Annotated in this window: 14 protein-coding genes; 11 read left to right on the top strand and 3 right to left on the bottom strand. The window is 36.2% G+C overall.

Going from position 1 to position 18,073, the window contains the following annotated elements:
* Window position 1: 1 nt before the first annotated feature.
* Window positions 2-88: an IS3 family transposase gene (locus J8H85_RS19220; RefSeq protein WP_394368987.1), complete on the top strand. Its 87-nt coding sequence runs from the start codon at window positions 2-4 to the stop codon at window positions 86-88.
* Between the two features lie 49 nt (window positions 89-137).
* Here the strand turns inward: J8H85_RS19220 and J8H85_RS18355 are convergent, their stop codons facing one another.
* Together J8H85_RS18355 and J8H85_RS18350 are read right to left on the bottom strand one after the other, a co-directional pair.
* Complete coding sequence (locus tag J8H85_RS18355; protein ID WP_209657098.1) at window positions 138-1,484, bottom strand: DEAD/DEAH box helicase; 1,347 nt, start codon at window positions 1,482-1,484, stop codon at window positions 138-140.
* Window positions 1,485-1,530: 46 nt separating this feature from the next.
* A complete protein-coding gene (locus J8H85_RS18350; RefSeq protein WP_209657097.1) occupies window positions 1,531-2,412 on the bottom strand; it encodes an aldose 1-epimerase family protein in 882 nt (293 codons plus the stop codon).
* Window positions 2,413-2,491: 79 nt separating this feature from the next.
* Between J8H85_RS18350 and J8H85_RS18345 the strand changes: the two genes are divergently transcribed.
* The gene (locus J8H85_RS18345; RefSeq protein ID WP_209657096.1) at window positions 2,492-3,796 is read left to right on the top strand and encodes an anthranilate synthase component I family protein; all 1,305 of its coding nucleotides are present in this window, start codon (window positions 2,492-2,494) and stop codon (window positions 3,794-3,796) included.
* Here J8H85_RS18345 and J8H85_RS18340 read toward each other — a convergent pair.
* Entirely contained in the window at window positions 3,793-4,485 is a 693-nt protein-coding gene (locus J8H85_RS18340) for a hypothetical protein (protein ID WP_209657095.1), read from the bottom strand. The genes J8H85_RS18345 and J8H85_RS18340 overlap by 4 nt on opposite strands.
* Before the next feature lie 134 nt (window positions 4,486-4,619).
* Between J8H85_RS18340 and tilS the strand changes: the two genes are divergently transcribed.
* The 9 genes from tilS (at window position 4,620) to J8H85_RS18295 (ending at window position 17,696) form a co-directional block, all read left to right on the top strand.
* Window positions 4,620-5,933 carry a tRNA lysidine(34) synthetase TilS gene (gene tilS, locus J8H85_RS18335; RefSeq protein ID WP_209657094.1) on the top strand — a complete coding sequence of 438 codons (1,314 nt, stop codon included), beginning with the start codon at window positions 4,620-4,622 and terminating at the stop codon, window positions 5,931-5,933.
* A 77-nt stretch (window positions 5,934-6,010) separates the two neighbouring features.
* Window positions 6,011-7,672 (top strand): adenine deaminase, encoded by a 1,662-nt coding sequence (ade, locus tag J8H85_RS18330; RefSeq protein ID WP_209657093.1) that lies wholly within the window; start codon window positions 6,011-6,013, stop codon window positions 7,670-7,672.
* Window positions 7,673-7,786: 114 nt separating this feature from the next.
* The gene (locus tag J8H85_RS18325; RefSeq protein WP_209657092.1) at window positions 7,787-8,743 is read left to right on the top strand and encodes a YheT family hydrolase; all 957 of its coding nucleotides are present in this window, start codon (window positions 7,787-7,789) and stop codon (window positions 8,741-8,743) included.
* Between the two features lie 104 nt (window positions 8,744-8,847).
* Window positions 8,848-11,142: an FdhF/YdeP family oxidoreductase gene (locus tag J8H85_RS18320; RefSeq protein ID WP_209657091.1), complete on the top strand. Its 2,295-nt coding sequence runs from the start codon at window positions 8,848-8,850 to the stop codon at window positions 11,140-11,142.
* Window positions 11,143-11,400: 258 nt separating this feature from the next.
* A complete protein-coding gene (gene nirB / locus J8H85_RS18315; RefSeq protein WP_209657089.1) occupies window positions 11,401-13,920 on the top strand; it encodes a nitrite reductase large subunit NirB in 2,520 nt (839 codons plus the stop codon).
* A 108-nt stretch (window positions 13,921-14,028) separates the two neighbouring features.
* Entirely contained in the window at window positions 14,029-14,406 is a 378-nt protein-coding gene (gene nirD / locus J8H85_RS18310; protein WP_209657087.1) for a nitrite reductase small subunit NirD, read from the top strand.
* Between the two features lie 19 nt (window positions 14,407-14,425).
* On the top strand, window positions 14,426-15,010 hold the full coding sequence (locus J8H85_RS18305; RefSeq protein WP_209657085.1) for a DUF4202 domain-containing protein: 585 nt from the start codon (window positions 14,426-14,428) through the stop codon (window positions 15,008-15,010).
* 15 nt (window positions 15,011-15,025) lie between these two features.
* Window positions 15,026-16,843 carry a sensor histidine kinase gene (locus tag J8H85_RS18300; RefSeq protein WP_209657084.1) on the top strand — a complete coding sequence of 606 codons (1,818 nt, stop codon included), beginning with the start codon at window positions 15,026-15,028 and terminating at the stop codon, window positions 16,841-16,843.
* Window positions 16,844-17,030: 187 nt separating this feature from the next.
* Window positions 17,031-17,696: a response regulator transcription factor gene (locus J8H85_RS18295; RefSeq protein WP_209657082.1), complete on the top strand. Its 666-nt coding sequence runs from the start codon at window positions 17,031-17,033 to the stop codon at window positions 17,694-17,696.
* The last annotated feature ends 377 nt before the right edge of the window (window positions 17,697-18,073 follow it).

Below are 18,073 nucleotides of genomic sequence, written 5' to 3'. Positions count from 1 at the left end.
TATAAAGTATTATAATAATGAAAGAATTAAACTAAATTTAGAAGGTATGAGCCCGACTGAATATCGAGCTCATTATTATCAAAATTAATTATAAATTTGTCTAACCTTTTGGGTTCACTCTATAAACGTTAATTCCCTTACTTCCGCTTATTCCGTTTATTATAATTCTTATCACCTCTGGTTTTAGGCTTTTTATACTTAGCAGCTATTTTAAACTTATAAGAACCCCCTAAGTTTTCTTTGGAATTTTTTTCAGATTTCTCATGAAATGCAGCACCAATGTTTTCATCGCGCTTTGCAGGATTGTTGTGCTCTTTTATTTGTGGGCGTTCTTCTTCAATAAGTTCGGTAGATATTTCAACTGTTTCAGGGATTTCTAACAGCGTTATCGCCATTTTCATTAAGCCTTCAATGGCATCTACATATTCCTGTTCCTTTTCCGTAGAAAATAAAATAGCATCTCCCTTACGTTCAGCTCTACCGGTTCTACCAATGCGGTGCATGTAGTTTTCGGGGTAATTGGGCGTATCAAAATTAATAACATGCGATATGTTGTCTATATCCAAACCACGCGCCATCACATCGGTAGCTACCAAAATACGGTTGTCGCCATTTCTAAACTGTTCAATACTACGCAAACGGTAATTTTGGGTTTTGTTGGAGTGTATCACGCATAATTCGTCATGAAAAACACTGTCTAAATTTTCAAACAAGCGGTCCGCCATTTTTTTGTTCGAAACAAACACCAATACCTTATTAAAAGTCTCTACATCGCTTAAAAGATGTTTTAACAGATTGGTTTTGGTATAAAAATTAGGCACATTGTAACGTGTTTGCGTAATATTTTCTAGCGGTGTACCCGAAACAGCAATGGAAACACGCTCAGGACCTTTAAAGAAATCGTTAATTAAAGCGTCCACATCATCGGTCATGGTTGCCGAAAACATGATGTTTTGGCGTTTTTCGGGTAGTAAATCGAAAATATTGATCAGTTGATGTCTAAACCCTAAATCGAGCATCACATCTACTTCATCAATGACCAATTTTTGAATGGCTTTTAGTTGTAAAACACGGCTTAAAGCCAAATCGTACAAACGCCCTGGGGTTGAAACCAAAATATCAACACCTTGGGCTATGGCCTGTTTTTGGGTATTGATGTTAGTACCACCATACACACCCAATACACGGGTATTGATGTATTTAGCCAGTTTTTCAATTTCTTCAACTACCTGTACTACCAGCTCACGTGTAGGTACCAGTACTAATACACGAGGCGATTCTTGTGTAGAAAATTTAAGATTTTTTAGAATAGGTAACATGTAGGCAAAGGTTTTACCCGTACCTGTTTGTGCTATACCTACAATGTCAGTCCCCGAATTAACCACGTTATAGGCTTCGGCTTGTATAGGTGTAGGTGCTGTAAAGCCTAAATCTTGTAAGGCGTTGTATAAAGGGGTGTTTAAATTTAAATCTTCAAAAGTCACAGGAGTCGTTTAAGTTTGCAAAGTTACACTTATTATTCTATTGTGGTTATAGCTTATGTATTTCAATAGTATAACTGGCTTTAAAGGTGTCGCCAGCAGCTAATTTTAAAATGCCTTCTTTGTTGGTAAAGTCTTGGTTGGTAGCGTCGTTATCGGCAATTCCTAGCCAGGGTTCAATACAAACGTAATCGCCTGTTGGTTTTGCCCAAATGCCTAAATAGTTGAAATCATGATAGCTTACCGTTAAAATATCGCCATGTGTTTTACTGTTTAAAGTCACTTTTTTAGATTGTAAGTCTTTAAAAATAAGCGCATCATCATTAAACATATCGTGGGTTAATGGCAATAGTTTGGTATTCTTGAAAATAGGTTTGGTGTTGGCAGAAATAAGTCCGTTTGCTGTATTAATGAGATGTGTTTTTGACGTTTCGGCATGTTCAAACACTAAAGTATAATCTTCATAAGCTTCATTTTCAAACACAGGACATTTAAAAGCGGGATGCCCACCCACTGAAAAGTACATAGGTTTATCGTCTACATTTTTAACGGTATGAAGCAACTCGATGCGATTGTTTGTAAGTGTATAGGTGATAAAAAATTCAAATTTAAACGGATATATTTTTAAAGTATCGTCACTGTGGCTTAGCTTAAAAGTTAAACTATTTGCGGTTTGTTCGTGCAAAACAATGGCTTTATTATTTCTCACCATGCCATGTTTTGGTAAGTTGTATGCGTTTCCTTCAAAAATATAGGTATCGTTTTTTAAAGCGCCAATAATAGGGAATAGGTTAGGGGCAAAACTTCCCCAAACATTCGGGTTGGCATCCCACATATATTCAGTGCCATTTTTTATGGATGTGATGTTGCTTAATTCGGCACCTATGGTGTTTACCGCTATTTTAAGTTGACTGTTTTCTAGAGTGTGCATAAAACGTTATTTTAAACTAAAGTACAAAACTTGTAAATTTTTAAGGAATCTAACTAACTTTACAGCTTAAATTTTAGAATTGAGAACAACTTTTCATCATACTACCACCAATATTAAATTGTTTAAGGAACAGTTACTACTATGGGCACAACAGTTTGATGATGTCGTGTGGTTAGATTCTAACAACTACGAACAAAACTACTCAAATTACGATGCGGTGTTGGCAGTTGATGCTTTTACAAGTCTTAAAACCGATTACACACAGGCTTTCGAGCATTTAAAAGAATACCAAACCATTACAAACGATTGGATTTTTGGGTATTTGACCTACGATTTAAAAAATGCTGTTGAAAATTTAATTTCGCAGAATTTTGATGGTTTAGAGTTTCCCGATTTGTATTTCTTTCAACCTAAAAAGCTTTTCTTTTTTAAAGGCAATCAAGTTGAAATGCAATATTTGAAGATGGTTGATGATGAGTTTGAAAGTGATTTAAAGGACATTTTAAAAATGGAGTTAGAATGTCACCCTGAGCGCAGTCGAAGGGTCTCAAACGACATCAAAATAAAACTCCGCATCCACAAAGACGCCTATTTTGAAAAAATAAACAACATGCTTGCCCACATTCACCGTGGTGATATGTATGAAGCCAATTTTTGCCAAGAGTTTTATGCAGAAGATACAACTATCAATCCCTTGGAAACGTATTTAAAACTTAATGGAATTTCCAACCCGCCATTTGCAACCTTTCTTAAATATCAAGATAAATATTTGTTATCGGCTTCTCCAGAGCGTTACTTAAAAAAACAAGGAAACACCATCATTTCGCAACCTATAAAAGGAACAGCAAAGCGTTCTAAAAATGCCGAAGAAGATAAGCAGCTTAAACAAGATTTGTTGGATAACGAAAAGGAACGCAGCGAAAATATTATGATTGTAGATTTGGTTCGAAACGATTTATCTAAAACCGCCATAAAAGGTAGTGTGGAAGTAGAGGAGCTATGTAAAATATACAGTTTTGACCAAGTGCATCAAATGATTTCTACTGTAAAATCCAAAGTTGAAACCGCTACAAACCCAGTAGATATTATAAAAAGTACCTTCCCAATGGGAAGCATGACGGGAGCTCCTAAAATTTCAGCAATGAAAATTATTGAGGCTTTGGAAGAAACCAAACGCGGACTCTACTCCGGTGCTGTTGGGTATTTCACGCCAACGGGGGATTTTGATTTTAATGTAGTAATACGCAGTATCTTATATAATGAAACAAAAAAATACGTGTCCTATTCCGTTGGGGGTGCCATTACTGCCAAAAGCGACCCGTTAAAGGAATACGAAGAATGCTTGGTAAAAGCCAAAGCGATGCGACAGGTTTTAGAAGACTAATCTAAGTTCGTATCAAAGGTTTTTTTAACGGTTTGGATGATGCGTTCAATACGTTTTACTTCAATGTTTTTAACTTTTGCAATGTCCTGCGCACTTAGCTTTCCAAAAACATATAAATCGATGATGTTGGACACATTTAAAGGCAAACGGCTGTACATATTACCTAACACTTCATTGGATTTGCTAGAATTGGAAGTATTGAAATCGAATGCATTTAGAATGGCGTTCTCGTTATCATCATATAAAAAAAGATGTTTGGCATGACCGTTTTGTTGGTATGAAATATCATCTAAATCTTCATTCATAATATAATCAAACCCATCATCAATCGTGTACTTTTCTTCCAAAGCATCCAATTCTTCTTCTAAAATAGCGTTGGTGCTTATGGTATTTTTATGAAAGGATTCGTTTTTGAAAATAGCTTCTAAGTCGGCATCAACAATTTTAAAAAGTTTCAGCTTTAAAGCATCAGGATGCATATCAATATCATATCCTTTTTCATAAAGTTTGATAATACTTTCATCAATAATGCCATTTGAAGCATACATTTTTTTTGGAATAACACCTGTATTTTCAGCAATATAAAGGCGGTGTTTTACGTAAGGATGAAGATGATGGGACACGCCCACCACTTTTTTGTTAAACGCTGTTTGAGTAGCTTGGTCGTTTAATTTTTCAGTTGTACTCATAATGTCCGTATTTAGTATGGCCTTCTAAATTTACAAAATTCTATTGGATAATGGATAATGAAAATGAGTTTCCGTACACTTTAACTATTCAATAATATACTTTGCGAGATTAAAATAAACCTTAACTTTGAAATATGATTAACAACTTTCAAAGCCATATAAATTCAAAGCTCCCATTTTTAAAGCATAGTAAGCTTTTACTAGCTATTTCTGGAGGTATTGACAGTGTGGTTTTAGCACATTTATGCCATAGCATGGGGCTGAATATGGCCTTAGCGCATTGTAATTTTAATTTACGGGGAGCAGAAAGTGATACCGATGAAGATTTTGTGCTAGAGCTGGCAGAAGACTTAGATTTAGAAGTTTTTATTGAAAGTTTTGATACAAAAGCCTATGCTAAAGACCATAAACTTTCCATACAAATGGCAGCACGCCAATTACGCTATAATTGGTTTAAAACCTTGGCAGATCAACTTCAGTTTGATTATGTATTAACTGCCCACCATGCCGATGATAATTTGGAAACTTTTTTGATAAATTTTACCAGAGGCACCGGTTTAGAAGGGTTAACGGGCATTCCGGAAGTAAATGATGTTTTTGTGCGTCCGCTTTTGCCTTTTTCGCGTGCAGATATTGAAGCCTATGCTAAAGCACATAAATTAAAGTGGGTGGAAGATAGAAGCAATAATTCTACCAAATACTTACGAAACAAACTGCGTCATGATGTTATTCCCATTCTTAAGGAAATAAACCCCAGTTTGTTGGATGGTTTTCAAAAAACCATCAGCCATTTGCAAGGTTCTAGCGATATTGTGGACGATAGTATTGAAGCTCTTTTTAAAAATGGTATCATGAGATTGACCCCTACTGGGTTTAAACTGCAAATTTCTGAAATACAAAAGTTTTATAACCCGAAAGCCTATTTATACCGTTTTTTAAATACTTACGGATTTACAGAATGGGATGATGTTGTAAACTTATTACAAGCACAATCGGGTAAATGGGTACAGTCATCAACCCACCGTTTGATAAAGGATCGGGATTTTTTACTATTAAGTGAAATCCTTGAAGATGAACGTGCATCCATGACTGTTTTAGAAACCGATAAGCAAGTTGAAACACCTCTTGGAATCCTATTTTTTGATGAAGCAGATGCCATGTTAAACACAGATAAAAACACGATTTATATTGATAAATCTACCATAACCTTTCCCTTAACTTTAAGGAAATGGGAGGATGGCGATGTGTTTTATCCATTGGGCATGCAGGGTAAAAAGAAGAAGGTGAGCAAGTATCTTAAAGACGAAAAACAATCCCTTTTAGAAAAAGAACAAACATGGTTGCTGTGTTCAGAAAACAACATTGTTTGGATTCTTGGAAAACGTGCCGATGAACGCTTTAAGGTTACCGAAAAAACTAAGCATATTTTAAAAGTTGAGTTAAAATAATTTAAACGGAAGAGTCAAATTAAATAACTGTGTCACACTTAACGCGTCGAAGTGTCTCATTATTAAAACATCATAATTTGAAATTACAAGGCAACATAGTCGATATACCAAACAAACGTATTTTTAAAGGTGAAATCACTATTGAAAATGGCAAGATTTTTTCAATAGAAGAAAGCCAGCACCATGTTGAAACTTATATACTCCCTGGCTTTGTAGATGCCCATATTCACATAGAAAGTTCCATGTTGGTTCCTAGTGAATTTGCACGATTGGCGGTCACACATGGCACGGTTGCTACGGTTTCCGATCCTCACGAAATTGCGAATGTTTTGGGTGTTGAAGGTGTGGAATTCATGATTGAAAACGGCAAAAAAGTACCGTTTAAATTCAATTTTGGTGCACCATCCTGTGTGCCTGCCACCACCTTTGAATCGGCCGGAGCGGTTATCGATTCTGAAGCCATTAAAACACTTTTAGAAAACCCAGACATCAAGTATTTAGCGGAAATGATGAATTACCCAGGCGTGTTGTTTGACGATGCCGAAGTGATGAAAAAAATAGCACATGCAAAGCACTATAACAAGCCCATAGATGGTCATGCACCCGGTTTAAAGGGCGATGCTATTACTAAATACATAGATGCTGGAATGTCTACCGACCATGAGTGTTTTACTTTTGAAGAAGCTTTAGAAAAACTTCAAAAGGGCATGAAAATTTTAATTAGAGAAGGAAGTGCCGCCAAAAATTTTGAAGCACTCATAGATTTAGCTTCAGAACATTTTGAAAACATGATGTTTTGCAGTGATGATAAGCACCCCGACGATTTAATTTTGGACCATATCAACAAGCTTTGTGCAAGGGCTATTGCGAAAGGTGTTGATGTTTTTAAGGTATTGCAAATGGCCTGCGTGAATCCGGTAAAGCATTACAATTTAGATGTGGGTTTGTTGCAAGTTGGCGATGCTGCCGATTGTATTGTGGTTGAAGATTTAATAAATTTTAAAACCATTCAAACCTATATAAATGGAACGTTGGTGTTTAGTAAAGGTGAATCATTAATCAAGCCTGTAACATTTAAAAACCTGAATAATTTCAACTGTAATAAAAAAGAAGTTTCAGAATTTAGATTTGAATCTTCTGCCACCCTTCGACTGCGCTCAGGACAAGCAAAAATTAGAGTCATTGAAGCTTTGGAAGGGCAATTAGTAACCAACGAATTCATTGAAGATGCTTTGGTTGTTGATGGGAATTTGGTTTCTAACATCGAAAAGGATATTCTAAAAATGACGGTTGTCAATCGATATGAAAACCAAAAACCAGCCATCGCGTTTATTAAAAATTTCGGACTGAAAGCAGGTGCTATTGCATCGTCTGTTGGTCACGATTCGCATAATATCATTGCGGTAGGCGTTTCCGATGAAGCTATTTGTAAAGCGGTCAATTTAATTATTGAAAACAAAGGCGGTATTTGTGCGGTTTCTCCCGATAGCTATCGGGATCCAGAAATAATAGTGCCATTGCCAGTAGCTGGAATAATGAGCGATCAAGACGGTAAAACCATAGGGAACCAATATGCAGCACTAGATAACATGGCAAAACAATTAGGTAGCAAACTAAACGCACCGTATATGACCCTATCGTTTATGGCATTGTTGGTAATTCCATCATTAAAATTAAGCGATAAAGGACTTTTTAATGGCACAGATTTTAAATTTACAAGCGTAACGATTGACGATTGAGAATTACAAATTACGAATTAAGAATTACGAATTACGAATTGATAATTTTATATTCTAAAACCTAAAACCTAAAACCTAAAACCTAAAACCTAAATACCAATACCCAACACCCATATGCCAATAATCGACTCCACATACAAACCTTCATTTTTATTTGAAAAGGGTTTTATTTCCACAGTATATTCTGGTTTAGTTCGTAAGGTTTCCATAAAACAAGAACGGGAACGCATCATATTAAGTGATGGCGATTTTTTGGATTTAGATTGGAGTTTTTCAAACGAAAAAAGCAACAAACTCATTATTTTGCTCCACGGATTGGAAGGGCATGGGCAACGGCCTTACGTTACAGGTGCTGCAAAACTATTTAACGATGCTGGTATAGATGCGGTGTGCATGAACTTTAGAGGTTGTAGTGGCGAACAGAATTTAAAGTATTACAGCTACCATTCTGGTGCTACCGAAGATTTGGAATCGGTAATCAACCATGCCATTTCCAACAAAAATTATTCTGAAATTTATTTGAAAGGCATCAGTTTGGGTGCGAATATCATTTTAAAATATTTGGGTGAGCGAGCGTCTGTTCCACAGGAAGTAAAAGCGGCTATAGCGGTTTCAGTGCCATGCGATTTGTATGGTTCGTGCAAAGAGCTGCATAAACTTAAAAACCGATTGTTCCACGACCGATTTTTAAAAGATTTAGTATATCATTTAAAGTTAAAACAAGAAAAGTTCCCCGATAATTTGAGTTTAGATGAACTGAATTCCATCAAAACATTAATTGATTTTGATAACGTTTACACCTCAAAAGCCCACGGTTTTAAAGATGCTTTAGATTATTACAAGCAATGCAGCAGTTTGCAATTCCTCCCTAATATAAAAACACCAACGCTTATTATAAATGCGCTAAACGATTCGTTTTTATCTCCGGAATGTTACCCTGTAAAGGAAGCAAAAAACAATCCGTTTTTACATTTAGAAATGCCAAAATTTGGTGGTCATGCTGGGTTTATTGGCAAAAAGAATGTGTATTATAATGAAAAGCGCGCTTTAGAGTTTGTAATAAGTGTTTAAAAATAAAATACTGTCTATTTAAAAGAATAATTCAATTTTCAGCAGAACATCATTTTTAAGGTTTCATAAATAGCTATATATTTAAGAATATTTTTGATTTCATTATGAGCGCATCCCAAGAAGATAAAGCCAAAACCCCTGAGGTTTTCACCAATTTAAAAACGAAAACCCCACCAACAAATAGCGTGGGTTTTGGGGCTTTAAAAGCGGCTATTGGTCATGCAGCGAAATACATGAATCCTGCCGATGCATTGAAAATATCATTGAAGCTAAATCAAAAAGGCGGATTTGATTGCCCTGGTTGTGCATGGCCCGATCCGGATGATGAGCGCTCTCCTTTAGGTGAATACTGTGAAAATGGAATCAAAGCCATGGCCGAAGAAGCTCAGAACAAAACCATTGGTGAAACGTTTTTTCAAAAACATTCGGTTGATGAACTTGCGAGTTGGTCTGATTTTGAAATAGGCAAATCAGGACGATTATCAGAGCCCATGTTTTTAGAAGCAGGTGCATCGCATTACCAACCTATTTCATGGGAAGACGCCTTTGCAAAAGTGGCAAGTTATTTAAATGCTCTTGATAATCCGGATGAAGCGGTGTTTTATACGTCTGGTAGAACCACCAATGAAGCGGCATTTTTATATCAATTATTTGTTCGTGAATTTGGCACTTCCAATTTACCCGATTGTTCCAATATGTGCCATGAGGCGAGTGGAAGTGCGCTCTCCGAAACATTGGGCATTGGAAAAGGCTCGGTGACTTTAGATGATTTATACAAAGCGGAAGTGGTGATGGTTATTGGGCAAAACCCTGCAACCAACCATCCACGTATGCTGACGGCTTTGGAAAAATGCAAAAACAATGGTGGTAAAATAATAGCCATCAATCCATTGCCGGAAGTCGGTTTAATTAAATTTACCAATCCACAAAATCCTTTAAAATTATTAACGGGTGGAACAAAACTAGCCGATGTGTTTGTGCCAATTACCATTAATGGTGATGTGGCTTTTATAAAAGCGCTTCTTATTAAATTACTTGAGAAAGAAGAACTTGAAGGTGGTGTATTTGATACCGACTTTATAAATGCACACACTTCAGGTTATGAAGCATTCATTTCAGATTTAAAAACATACAATTTTGATGATTGTTTAAAGTTATCAGGTGTTTCCAAAGAGGTATTTGATGAAGCTTTCCATTTGATAAGCAATAACCAGAAAATCATTATTTGTTGGGCAATGGGCTTAACGCAACACCAAAATGCGGTAGATAATATTCGCGAATTGGTAAATCTGCTACTTTTAAAAGGCAGTATAGGTAAAGAAGGTGCCGGTACCTGTCCGGTGCGGGGGCATTCCAATGTGCAAGGTGATAGAACGGTTGGTATTTGGGAATCGGCGCCACAAGCATTTTTAGATAAAATTGAAGCGAAGTATGGCTTTAAACCGAGCACAAAACATGGTTATTCGGTTATTGATGCCATCAAAGCCATGCACCAGAAAAAAGCAAAAGTATTTTTTGGGATGGGAGGCAATTTTATATCGGCGGTCCCCGATACGGAATACGCTGCCCAAGCTTTGGGGAATTGTAATTTAACGGTTCATGTAAGTACCAAATTAAACCGTTCGCATTTGGTAACAGGTAAAGAAGCGTTGATTTTGCCATGTTTAGGACGTTCTGAAAAAGATTATCAAAAAACTGGTATTCAAGTACAAAGTGTTGAAAACTCCATGGGTATTGTGTCTTCTACCAAGGGTGTTTTAGAACCTTGCTCCGATAAATTACTTAGTGAAGTTGCCGTGGTTTGTGGTGTTGCACATGCTACTTTAAAGGATAGATCAAAAATTCATTGGCTTCAATATCAAGACGATTATAACTTGGTACGTGATGATATTCAAGAGGTTGTTGATGGATTTGAAGATTACAACACCAAACTAAAGCAATCTTCAGGGTTTTATTTGCCCAATGGTGCACGTGTTAGACAATTTAAAACCAAAACCGGAAAAGCCAATTTCTCCATTAATAAATTACCGGAATGGAAGCTTAAAGAAGGGGAGTTAATAATGATGACCATTCGTAGTCACGACCAATTCAATACCACCATTTACGGATTAAACGACCGCTACCGAGGTATTTATAACGAACGCCGTATTATTTTTATGAATCGTGAAGATATGGAAACCAGAGGGTTGAAAGAACAGCAGGTGGTTAATCTTAAATCGGAATTCAATGGCGTTGTTCGTAAAGCCAATAAATTTAAAGTGGTAGGTTATGATATTCCTAAAAATTGCTGCGCTACGTATTTTCCAGAAACAAATGTGCTGGTTCCTTTAGATAGTTTTGCGCATACCGCTAAAACGCCCGCTTCTAAGAGCGTTATAATTACATTAGAAATTATATAGTATTCTTATTCTTTCGTATTTCTAGTATTGATATTTTGATTAATACTTAGAAAATGATTGTTCAATTTGAGAAATTGCTAATAGTGACTCATAATTAGCATTTTTTTATTTAAAAATAAGTATTATTACGTAGTTTTTGTTTATGTTTGTAACGTAAAATACGTAATTATGAATTGAGCATGTTATAAGTATTATCATCTAAGCAAGTGATTAATAGCGAACAGCATGTGACAATTATAAAACAATAAATATTAACACATGAAAAAAATTATTGTTGTAGGTAACGGTATGGTAGGGTATAAGTTTTGCGAAAAATTTGTAGCCCTTGCAAAAGACAAAAAATTTCAGTTGACTGTTTTTGGTGAAGAACCCAGACCAGCATACGATCGTGTTCATTTAAGTGAGTTTTTTCAAAATAAAGATGCAAAAGCTTTAGAAATGGCTCCAAGATCTTGGTATGAAGAACATGGTATTGAACTAGTGACCAATGAGCGTATTACAGCAATTCATCGTGTTTCTAAAAAAGTAACAACCTCAAAAGACTTAAACTATAAGTACGATTACTTAGTGCTAGCTACAGGTTCTGCGCCTTTTGTGCCAAATATTCCTGGGGTAGAAAAACAAGGTGTTTATGTTTACAGAACCATTGAAGATTTAGAAGGCATGCTTGCTTATGCGGCTAAATTGAAGAAAGGAAGAAAAAAAGATACGATTAAAGCAGCAGTACTTGGTGGTGGTTTATTAGGTTTGGAAGCTGCCAAAGCGGTTATGGATATGGGCTTTGAACCGCATGTGGTTGAATTTGCGAATAAGTTAATGCCACGTCAGTTAGACACCAGAGCTAGTAAGGTTTTACAAGAAAAATTAGAATCATTAGGTATCAATATACACTTATCTAAAGCTACCAATAAAATATTGGGTGATAAAAGTATCACAGGTATGGAATTTGGCGAGTATGATAAAATAGATGTTGAAATGCTTGTTATTTCGGCGGGAATTAGACCGCGTGATGAGTTAGGAAAAACCTGTTTTTTAGAAATGGGAACCCGTGGCGGTATTATTGTTAATGATAAAATGCAAACTTCCGATCCAGAAATTTATGCCATTGGTGAAGTTGCTTTATACAACCAAATGATATACGGTTTGGTAGCTCCTGGTTACGATATGGCAGGTGTTGCTGTAAACCAAATTTTGGGAGATGCTGAGGTTGTAATGGCGAAAGATATTGATATGTCCACCAAACTTAAATTAATTGGTGTAGATGTAGCGAGTTACGGTGAACCTTTTATGCCGGTTGAAAAGGGCTATTCTATTATATACGAAAACAAAACGAAGAATTTATATAAGCGTATTAACATCAGTCATGACGGAAAAAACCTTTTAGGAGGAATTTTAGTTGGTGATGCGTCTGATTATAACATGTTTCACCAAATATATTTAAACGGATTGCCAATTCCAGAAGATGCCGAAGAGTTGATTTTAGGAAGTAGAGGTGAAGGCGGCTCATCGTTTGGAAGTGTGATGGATATTCCCGATGCGGCACAAGTTTGTTCTTGTGAAAGCGTTACAAAAGGTGCTATTTGTTGTTCAATTACTGAGGGCGATTGCCAAAACTTAGGCGACGTGATTGCAAAAACCAAAGCAACCTCGGGTTGTGGTGGTTGTAAACCTATGGTGGTTGATTTGGTAAACGAAACTTTAAAATCCTTAGGAAAAGAAGTTAAAGAAACGCTTTGCGAGCACTTTAGCTTTAACCGTCAAGAATTATACGATTTAGTAAAAGTTAATAAAGTTAAAGATTACGACGAAGCACTGAACCTATTTGGTGAAGGCGATGGTTGTGAAACTTGTAAGCCAGCATTGGCATCTATTTTCGCCACCATTACTATGGAAACGCCAAACAAACAAGTGGCTATTCAAGATACCAACGACCGTTTCTTAGCTAACATTCAACGTAATGGAACTTATTCGGTAGTGCCAAGAATTGCAGGTGGAGAAATTACGCCAGATAAGCTGATTGTTATTGGTGAAGTTGCTAAAAAATACGATTTATATACGAAGATTACAGGTGGACAACGTATCGATTTATTCGGTGCACAGTTACACGAATTGCCACTTATTTGGAAAGAATTAATTGATGCTGGTTTTGAAAGTGGACACGCTTACGGAAAATCGTTAAGAACGGTGAAAAGTTGTGTAGGTTCTACATGGTGTCGCTACGGTATGCATGAAAGTGTGACGTTCGCCATAGAAATTGAAGACCGTTACAAAGGCTTGCGTTCACCACATAAATTAAAAGGTGGGGTTTCGGGTTGTATTAGAGAATGTGCCGAAGCCAGAGGAAAAGATTTCGGATTGATTGCTGTTGAAGGTGGTTGGAACTTATATGTATGTGGAAACGGTGGTGCTACACCAAAACACGCCATTCTTTTTGCCGAACAATTGGATGATGCCACAGCTATAAAATACTTAGACAGATTCTTAATGTTCTACATACGTACCGCGGGGCCTTTAGTTAGAACCGCACCTTGGTTAGAAAAACTAGATGGTGGTATTGAGTACTTGAAGAAAGTGGTTATTGAAGATTCCTTAGGAATTGCTGAAGAATTAGAACAGGAAATGCAAGGGCTTGTGAACAAATACGAATGTGAGTGGAAACAAGCTATTGAAGACCCAAATATGGCAAAACGTTTCAAGCATTTTGTGAATTCGGATGATACCGATGATAACTTGGTGTTTGTTCCAATGCGCGACCAGAAGATGCCGAAAGCGTGGTAAAGAGTTTAATTGTGGATTCGTTGATTTGTTTTTACAATGAACTGTAAACCTTTTCAAATCAACAAATCCACAAATCAACAGATAAACAAATCAACAAAAAATATAGATATGCAAAATATTCTTGAACAATATAAATCGGTTACAGAAGCAGAAGTAAAAACTTGGTTTGAAGTGGGTACAGTTTCGGATTTTCCTGAAAACAGCGGCGCCTGTATTAAGTACAAAACCAAGCAAATAGCGGTGTATAATTTCGCCAGAAAAGATAAATGGTATGCCTGCCAAAACTTATGTCCGCATAAAATGGAAATGGTTTTATCGTTGGGAATGATTGGCGATAAAGAAGGCGTTGCTAAAGTGGCTTGCCCGATGCATAAAAAGAATTTTTCGTTGGAAGACGGTAGCAATTTAGGAGGCGATGATTTAAAAATTGCAGTGTATCCTGTTAAAATTGAAAGCGGAAATGTGTATATTGGCTTTTCAGATTAACCAATAATACATACACATCATGAAACCAACACGTTTTGAAACAGCCATAGCCTTAATAGATAAAAAAAATTCTGAAGATCCGAATGTTTACCACGCATGTGGATTGGATTTTCCTAAAGAATTATTGTATTCGCAACGGATGTCTCAAAAATTATTGCAGTTTAAACCCGATGCTTCCAGAGCGCTTCAAATTGCATGCAGAGCTCAACATATTTGCCGTTGGAAAATAGCCAGAGACGAATACCCCATGGACCGAGTAGGCTATTTAAAATGGCGCGAAACCCTTAAAAAAATGCATGCTGAAATGACAGCGGATATTTTAAAAGAAGTGGGTTATGAAGATGAATTTATTGAGCGTGTATCGTTTTTAATCAATAAAAAACTCATTAAAAAGAATGAAGAAAGTCAAACTATTGAAGATGTGATCTGTTTGGTGTTTTTAGATTATTATTTTGAAGAGTTTGCTGAAAAACACGACGATGCCAAAGTGATTGATATTCTTCAAAAAACATGGGTTAAAATGTCGGAAGAAGGACATGCAGAAGCCCTAAAACTTAAATTTTCAGATAAAAGTTTGGCCCTTGTAAAACAGGCCATTTCTTAAATACAATAATAAACAATGACGAAAAACGGTAATTCATTAGATCAACGCACTTTTGATAGATTAAGCCGTTTGTACATTATTGCATTAAGTACCATTGCGCTGTCGGTTGTCCTGAGCCAAATTTTGGTACGCAAGCATTTAAACGACCAGCAAAGTGACTCTTCGGTCATTAATGTGGCGGGTAGGCAGCGTATGTTGAGCCAGAAATTAACCAAAGAAATCGTATCGCTTACCACAGAAAGTAGTACTGAAGAACGTATACTTCTTAAAGAAAAAATAAAACAAACGTTAAAAGTATGGGAGCTATCGCATCATGCCCTCCAAAAAGGTAATGACAGTTTGGGGTTGCCGGGAAAAAACAGCGCCATTATAAAAGAAAAGTTTGAAGTTTTAAACCCAACCTTCAATACCATTAGTGCCGCTTCAAAATCCATCATTGAGAAGATTGAAAATGTACCGCCCTTGCCACTATCGGCTTTTATAGAGAATATTGAAAGCGTGAAGGAAAACGAAGGCCATTTTCTGCAGGTCATGGATCAAATTGTTAACCAATATGATGCGGAAGCCGATGCTAAAGTAAGTTGGTTGCGCACCTTGGAAATGCTGTTAATGGTAGTTACCTTGCTCATATTATTGGGTGAATTTTTATTTATTTTCTGGCCAACTGCAAAATCGGTAAGAGCAACATTGGCCGATTTGTTAATTGCGGAAAAGAAAGCGAAGAAAATGGCTTTTGATGCCGATGAGCTAAGTATTTCTAAAGAAAAGTCCATTAAAGAATTGCGGGCCTTAAGTCATGCCATGGATGAAACACTTTTATTTGCGCGCATTACGCCCAATGGAGCTTTGGTACATATAGGTAAAAAGTTTTCTAGGCTATTTAAGTTTACAAAGTATAATATGACGACCAATTTTGCCGATATACTTTCGATAAACGAAACAGAGCAGAACATTATTGAAAACTTAATAAACAAACACAAAAAAACGGGTTGGCAAGGTGAAGTAAAAGGAACCACTAAAGATAATATTGATGTGTGGTTGGAAATGGCCATTATTCCATTTAGTCCAACCGATGATAAATCGGAACTTCTTATCATCGCCTCCGAAATTACCGCACGTAAAGCGGCACAACTTGAAATAGCACGCTTAACCAAGGAAAGTTTTGAGGAAAAAATGAACCAACAAAAATTGGTTTCAAGCCAGATTATAGAAAACCAAGAAAAGGAACAAAACCGTATTGCCAAAGACGTGCACGATGGTATTGGGCAAATGCTTACAGGTTTAAAATACAATTTGGAAAGTATCGATATTAAGGATATTGATAAAACAGCCTCTAAAATTGAACATCTTAAAGAGTTAACCTCAAACATTATAAAAGGTGTAAGAACGGCAACCTTTAATTTAACGCCCCCGGAATTATCGGACCATGGTATTGTGCCGGCTATTTCTAAATTAACCTTGGAACTGGGGAAACTTACCGGAAAAAACATTGTACTATTTAATAAAACGGATTTTAACCAGCGTCTGGATTCTCTAGTAGAAATAAACATTTACCGCATTGTACAGGAGGCCATAAACAACGCCATTAAGTATGCCGATTCAACGCACATACTCGTTTCGTTATCGCATAGCGAGAATATTCTAAGTATTGTTGTGGATGATAATGGCAAGGGGTTCGACCCAACTAAAGTTAAGAACATTAAGAATGGCGATGGGGGTATGGGCATGACCTTTATGAAAGAGCGCATTAAATACATAGAGGGGCGTCTGTTTTTAAATTCTGAAATAGGCAAAGGTACCCGAGTAACCTTAAATATACCATTAAGTAATTAAGTAGTATTACTTAAAAATTTGTATTTTTGAAACCATGAAATACTTCAAATATTTTAGTTTTGTATGGTTTCAAATCCTGTAAGGTTTCAAAAACCTTGTAGGTATAAAATAAGTATTGATAAGTTAAATTTAGTTTAATAAAAAACTTACAAGGTTGTAAAACCTTGCAGGTTATACAGGTAGTTTTATGGATATTATAAATGTAGTTTTAGCGGATGATCACGTATTGGTAAGAGACGGTATCAAAGCACTTTTAGAAGATCAACAAAATATCAATGTAATTGATGAAGCTTCCAATGGAATAGAAGCGCTTGAGGTGATTAAAAAAAATAAACCACATTTGTTAATTGTGGATATTAGAATGCCAGAAATGAATGGCATTGAAGTGGTTGCAGAAATTAACAGGTTGTACAAAGATGTTAGAACCTTGGTGCTTTCTATGCACGATTCAGAGGAATACGTAGTAAAAGCCATTCAAGCGGGTGCTGATGGTTATCTGTTGAAAGGAGCCAGTAAAGAGGAGTTTTTAAAAGCTTTACATAAAGTAGCATCGGGTGGTAAATATTTTACTGGCGATATTTCTGCTATTATTATGAATAATTTTGTGAACGGAACTGCTTCAACCCCAACTTCCGAAGAGCCCAAGCAAATTGAAGACCCTTTCAATTTAACAAAACGCGAAAAGCAGATTTTAAACCTGGTACTTCAGTTAAAAAACAACAAAGATATTGCCGAAGAACTTCAAATAAGCAAGCGCACTGCCGAAGTACACCGTTTTAACTTAATGAAAAAACTAGACGTTAAAAACCTTATGGAACTAAGTAATAAGGCTAAGGAGTTTGAGTTGGTTTAGTTAGTGTCGTGGTGCATTTTGTATCACGTTTTTCAATAATTTTCAGGATAATCAAGACCTCACAGGTTTTCAAAACCTGTGAGGTCTGAATAACAAACATGCCTTTCTGCGTTAAATGTTTATATTTCTATTCTGAATTTTTAGCCATTTATTGATCAAAAGTTTATAAACTAGCGTCATTGCGAATTTTACTTTTTTAAGTAAAATGTGGCAATCTGTTTGTCAATGGGCAGATTGCTTCAGTCGTGCCTCCTTCGCAATGAACTGTGCTTAAAAGCAAATTTCTTTTAATTTATTTCTAGATAATATTCATTTTTTGTTGCAACGGCAAATGCTTGCTTGAGTAATTTATTAACAACCGCAATTAAGGCTAATTT

The sequence above is a fragment of the Mariniflexile gromovii genome (assembly GCF_017814435.1).
GTDB classification, from domain to species: Bacteria; Bacteroidota; Bacteroidia; order Flavobacteriales; family Flavobacteriaceae; genus Mariniflexile; species Mariniflexile gromovii.
The sequence above is the reverse complement of the archived record's forward strand: the minus strand, read 5'-3'. Positions and strand labels throughout refer to the sequence as shown.